Genomic DNA, 5,113 nt, shown 5'->3' with positions numbered 1-5,113 from the left:
TTCGAACCAGTGACCCCCTGCTTGTAAGGCAGGTGCTCTGAACCAGCTGAGCTAAGAGCCCTCACATATTACGATCTGTCAATAAGAAAATATGAACTTGTAAATAAGTGGCATTAGTAACCACGGTCTTTCCTGTAAATCGCGGATGCAAAAATACAATTGTTTTTTACACGTGCAAAATATTTATTGTATTTTTCTATAATATTTCGGCGACTACAAAAGTGCTTCCTCCGACGTAAATAAAATCGTTTTTCCCGGCCCGGGAAAGGGCGTTTTCATAAGCTTGTATTACAGAGGGATATGCTTCTCCCCCGAGACCGTACTCCAGGGCCTGTTCGCGCAGTTCTTCTGCCGGGAGTCCCCTGGAAATACCGGGTGTGGCAAAATAGTACAGTGCATTTTTCGGGAAAAGCGGTAAAATACGTTTCAGGTCTTTGTCACGGACTACTCCCAAAACAATATGTAACTTTTCGAATTTTTCACTTTTCACCTGGCGCAGGACGAGTTCTAATCCTTCGGCATTGTGCGCGGTGTCGCATATGACTTTGGGTGCGGCCTGCAGTTGTTGCCACCTTCCTTGCAAGCCGGTATTCCGGACGACGTGCGACAGTCCGGAAATTATATTATCGGGGGTGATATTGTAATTTTTCAGTTGCCGCACTGCCGCCACTACGGCACGAATATTTTTGTCCTGATAAATACCTTTGAGGTCACTTCTCATATTTTCCAGGGAAAGGTTTTCTGCCAGAGATAGCTCAGAGTGGTTTTCTTCAGCTGCCTTCCGGAATACGGGGAATGTCTCCGGGTGATATTCGCTGATAACCACAGGCACGCCGGGTTTAATGATTCCGGCTTTTTCCCCGGCTATTTTTTCGAGGGTATCTCCTAGAATGTCCGTATGGTCGTAGCCGATATTGGTAATTACCGATACTTCGGGTGTGATGATATTGGTGGAGTCCAGCCGCCCGCCCAGACCAACTTCTATAACGGCTATATCTGTTTTTTCACGGGCAAAGAAATCGAATGCCATACCCACGGTCATTTCAAAAAAAGAAAGATCATGGGCATCAAGAAATGGCTTGTTGCCTGTTATAAATTCCGTGACAAAATCTTCCGGAACATCAACACCGTTTATTTTTATGCGTTCCCTGAAATCCTTAAGGTGAGGAGAGGTGTACAGGCCGGTCTTGTAACCGGCTTCCTGCAATATCGATGCCAGCATATGACTTACAGAACCCTTTCCGTTGGTGCCGGCAATATGAATGGTTCTTATCTTTTTTTCCGGATTTCCAAGATGGTCACAGAAATCCCGGATATTGTCCAGTTTGTGTTTAAGGGCTGTCTTTCCTTGCTGCTGGTACATGGGAAGTCTGCCGAACATCCATTGCAGCACTTGCTGGTATGTCATGAAAACGGGAATAATTTAGAATTAACAACAAGTCTGTTACTCTCCGAGTTTAAAATTAACCACCACAAATCCGATCTGGCGTGAAGGAGCATCGGCGTCCTGGTTCCATTTAAACATAAATGCGGTTTTCTTTGCCGGTTCCAGCAGGCAGGGGTGGTTGTTGGTGGTTCCTTTTACACCGGGAACCGCGTCAATAACGTTCCCGTTTTTATCCACTTCGATCTTTACGACCACGCGGCCTTCTTCATTACAGTCCTGCTGTACTTTTCCTCTTGACAGCAACGATCTTCCGCTCAACCCGTAACCTACACCTCCAGATCCGGAGCCTGGTGTTCCGTAATAACTGCTCGCATAAGGATCTCCGTCAGGGTTCCCTTTGTCCCCCGCTTTGTTGTCATCTCCCTCTCCTTTACTTTCCGTTCCGTCCGATTTGGGACCATTGAGTATATTGGATAGGGCATCCGACGTAGATTTGGAAGGCTTTTTGGGCTCTTCTTTGGGTTTTTCTTCGGCAGGTTTCGGAGTTTCCTTTACTACAGGTTTCTTTTCTTCTTTTTTAGGAGGTATAACAGGCGCATCTTCGGCTTTGTCATCAGTGAGTACTTCTTCCTGTGGTTTCTCCACTTCGGCGGGAGCGTCATCCGTTGTGGTTTCTTCGGGCTGTTCTTCCTCGACCTTTTCTTCGGGGGCAGATTTTATTTTTTCCAGTGGTTGTACATCGCCCGATCCGAATTCCGTCATTCCGAAATTGACTGTAATGCCGTTTTCAGGAGGAGGGTCCATGTAGTGTAAGCCTATAAAAAACAATAACGCCACAAGAATTGCCAGCAATACCGTGGTAAGTGTAAATGATTTCTTTTTATGTTTTGTATCCAGAAACGACATAATTCTATTTAGGTCTTACCGCCAGGATTACTTTATAATTGTTCCTGTTGGCTATATCCATAACGTCAACTGCTTTTTCGATAGGGACACCTTCTTCGGCCCGGAGTATGATCGTCGGGGTCTCCTGGTCTTTCAGTTTTCTTTTGAGCTCGGTTTCCAGGAATTCCGGGTTGACTTTCAGGTTGTCCAGGTAATACTCCAGCTTTTTGTTAATACTTACGGACACGTTCTGCACATTGGTGGATTTTCCCTTGGCCTTTGGCAGCAGCAGATCGAGGGCATTCGGAACGCTGGAAGTAAGCATGAAGAATACCAGCAACAGGAATACGATATCTGTCATGGAAGACATGCTGAATTCCGGCGATACTTTATTTCTTCCTTTTAATTTCATATGCTTATTTTATTGTTTTTCAGCGGTTACACGGAACCTTTGATGTGTAAAATGTTCATCCCTCTGTATATTGAATGATTTTTTTAAACATGTCGGTTTCACTGTAATAATGTTTTAAATCAGTAGCTATATGCCTACCGATTCTGTATTTCTGCCTTCGTTTATATCTAAGCCGGTTCGTCCAGTAAATCCAGGAATTCCACGGCATTGGCCTCCATTTGGTGCACTACCTTATCGGTACGTACCACCAGGTGGTTATAACCGATATAAGCAATAATACCAACAATAAGGCCCGCAACCGTTGTGGTCATTGCCGTGTATATACCGGATGCAAGGGCCCCGATCTCCGCCTGTCCGCCACTGGTGGCCATTTCGTGAAATGCAATAATCATACCTATTACGGTACCCAGGAAACCTATCATGGGAGCCGCACCGGCTACGGTGGCAAGAATGCTGACGTTTTTTTCAAGTTTATAGACCTCCAGGGTACCGGCGTTTTCTATGGCCTTGTTGATATCTTCCAGAGGTTTGCCTATTCGTGAGATGCCTTTTTCTATGAGCCGGGCCACAGGGGCATCTGTTTGTGCGCAGAGGTTCTTCCCTGCTTCAAGTTTGCCGTTGCTTACGTGATCCCTGATCTGGTTCATGAAATTTTTGTCGATCTGTGAAGCAGCTTTGATGGCAAATATCCGTTCGAAGTAAATGTAAAGTGCAACAAAAAGCAGTATAAAAAGTATCAACACGATTATAATACTCCCCGGACCGCCACTGACAATAAGATCTGCAATAGAGAGGGTTTTTTCCTCAGATAGAGCTTCTTCGGCCACATTCTGAGCAACGTCTTGAAATAGCATCATATGATAAAATGTTTTTGATATTAAAACGATTAAGCGTGCATAAAATTATATTTCCCGTAATATCGTAGCTGTCCGGAGGCTGTTTGCCTATAGCTTGTTCTCATCATGTTCGGGCAAACCCGTTCCGGTACCTGTTTTTTTATCCCGGTTCCGTTTGATGACAACAGTTCGATTTTTTTGACCCGGCTGCTTCTCTGCACCAAAGATAATTAAAAAGAAGAACCCCCTGATAGGTACGGGGGCAATTCTTTTATGGCGCTGAAAATTGTTTTTCCGGAATGCATTACACGAGTTGGCGTAATGCTATCTCGAATGCAGTACTGCTTATATTCGTTTTTGAAGCACTTTGTTTGAAAGTCTGCAGGAGTGCCTTCCTTACAACAGCAGAGGTGTCTGTAAAAATGGCCTCGTCGTTCATGGCTACTCTTCGTTCCATAAAGTATGCAAAAACCCTAGCCATGCCGCAATTGGAGATAAAGTCCGGTATCAGGCTTACCTGTTTATCGGTATATTCCATAATAGGACCGAAAAATATCTCTTTATCGGCAAAGGGAACATTGGCGCCGCAGGAAATAACCTCCAGCCCGGAATCTATAAGTTGTGTGATCTGGTCTTTGGTGATAAGCCTGGATGCTGCACAAGGGGCAAATATCTCGGCATGCAGCCCCCATATTTTTTCGTTCATTTCCTCGAACGAAATAGCATTTTCGTGTACCAGATTGTTGCTGTTTTTCGCGAGGAACATAGCTTTGATTTCTTCGAAAGAAAAGCCTTCTTCACTAATTACCCCGCCCGAGACATCCATGATACCCACAATTTTAGCACCCATTTGTGCGAGGTAAAAGGCAGCGGCGGCCCCTACATTGCCAAATCCCTGTACTATGGCTTTTTTGCCTTCGACAGTACCGCCGTATATATCGTAATAGTGCCGTACGGCTTCGGCCACTCCATAACCGGTGATCATATCTGCTACGGTGTATTTCCTTCGGGTATCCGGAGAAAATTTATCACTTTCGATGACTTTAATGACACCCTGGCGTAACTGTCCGATGCGATTTATTTTATCGGCTTCGGAGGGTTTGAAATGCCCGTTAAATACCCCTTCCTGCGGGTGCCATACCCCACAATCCTCGGTGATGGGGATTACTTCGTGAATTTCGTCTACATTGAGGTCGCCACCGGTCCCGTAATAACTTTTCAGCAGCGGGGAAACGGCTTTGTACCATCGCTCCAGGACCCCTTTTTTCCTCGGGTCTTTCGGGTCGAAGTTGATCCCGGATTTAGCTCCCCCGATTGCCGGTCCGGATACGGTAAATTTCACTTCCATGGTCTTGGCGAGGGAGAGCACCTCGTTAACGTCCAGCCCTTTTCGCATCCGGGTTCCGCCACCTGCTGCACCGCCGCGGAGCGAGTTGATGACGGTCCAGCCTTCCGCTTCTGTTTCCTGGTCCTGCCAGTGAAAAACAATTTCCGGGGCCTTGCTTTCGTACTGTTTAAGTAACTCTTTCATCTGTTTTTTGTGTAGTTTAAGTATTGAACTCGTTTAAACTTTCCTTAATTGGCTGCAAAATG

At 45.6% G+C, this 5,113-nt stretch carries 5 protein-coding genes; all 5 read right to left on the bottom strand.

Going from position 1 to position 5,113, the window contains the following annotated elements; translation table 11 throughout:
• Positions 1–196: 196 nt before the first annotated feature.
• Positions 197–1,408 carry a bifunctional folylpolyglutamate synthase/dihydrofolate synthase gene (locus ED312_RS16975; RefSeq protein WP_123217224.1) on the bottom strand — a complete coding sequence of 404 codons (1,212 nt, stop codon included), beginning with the start codon at positions 1,406–1,408 and terminating at the stop codon, positions 197–199.
• 36 nt (positions 1,409–1,444) lie between these two features.
• Positions 1,445–2,293, bottom strand: a complete 849-nt coding sequence (locus tag ED312_RS16970) for an energy transducer TonB (protein ID WP_123217223.1) — start codon at positions 2,291–2,293, stop codon at positions 1,445–1,447.
• A gap of 4 nt (positions 2,294–2,297) precedes the next feature.
• Positions 2,298–2,684, bottom strand: a complete 387-nt coding sequence (locus tag ED312_RS16965; protein ID WP_123217222.1) for an ExbD/TolR family protein — start codon at positions 2,682–2,684, stop codon at positions 2,298–2,300.
• Between the two features lie 167 nt (positions 2,685–2,851).
• Positions 2,852–3,541, bottom strand: a complete 690-nt coding sequence (locus ED312_RS16960; protein ID WP_123217221.1) for a MotA/TolQ/ExbB proton channel family protein — start codon at positions 3,539–3,541, stop codon at positions 2,852–2,854.
• A 283-nt stretch (positions 3,542–3,824) separates the two neighbouring features.
• On the bottom strand, positions 3,825–5,051 hold the full coding sequence (locus ED312_RS16955; protein ID WP_123217220.1) for a Glu/Leu/Phe/Val dehydrogenase dimerization domain-containing protein: 1,227 nt from the start codon (positions 5,049–5,051) through the stop codon (positions 3,825–3,827).
• Positions 5,052–5,113 lie beyond the last annotated feature (62 nt).

Origin of the sequence: Sinomicrobium pectinilyticum (genome assembly GCF_003725735.1) — a bacterium.
Classification (GTDB): Bacteria; Bacteroidota; Bacteroidia; order Flavobacteriales; family Flavobacteriaceae; genus Sinomicrobium; species Sinomicrobium pectinilyticum.
The sequence above is the reverse complement of the archived record's forward strand: the minus strand, read 5'-3'. Positions and strand labels throughout refer to the sequence as shown.

Bases quoted from the DNA above. Each gene is read 5' to 3' on its own strand.
- ED312_RS16960 (WP_123217221.1), bottom strand. From the start codon at position 3,541: ATGATGCTATTTCAAGACGTTGCTCAGAATGTGGCCGAAGAAGCTCTA.
- ED312_RS16970 (WP_123217223.1), bottom strand. From the start codon at position 2,293: ATGTCGTTTCTGGATACAAAACATAAAAAGAAATCATTTACACTTACC.
- ED312_RS16975 (WP_123217224.1), bottom strand. From the start codon at position 1,408: ATGACATACCAGCAAGTGCTGCAATGGATGTTCGGCAGACTTCCCATG.
- ED312_RS16955 (WP_123217220.1), bottom strand. From the start codon at position 5,051: ATGAAAGAGTTACTTAAACAGTACGAAAGCAAGGCCCCGGAAATTGTT.
- ED312_RS16965 (WP_123217222.1), bottom strand. From the start codon at position 2,684: ATGAAATTAAAAGGAAGAAATAAAGTATCGCCGGAATTCAGCATGTCT.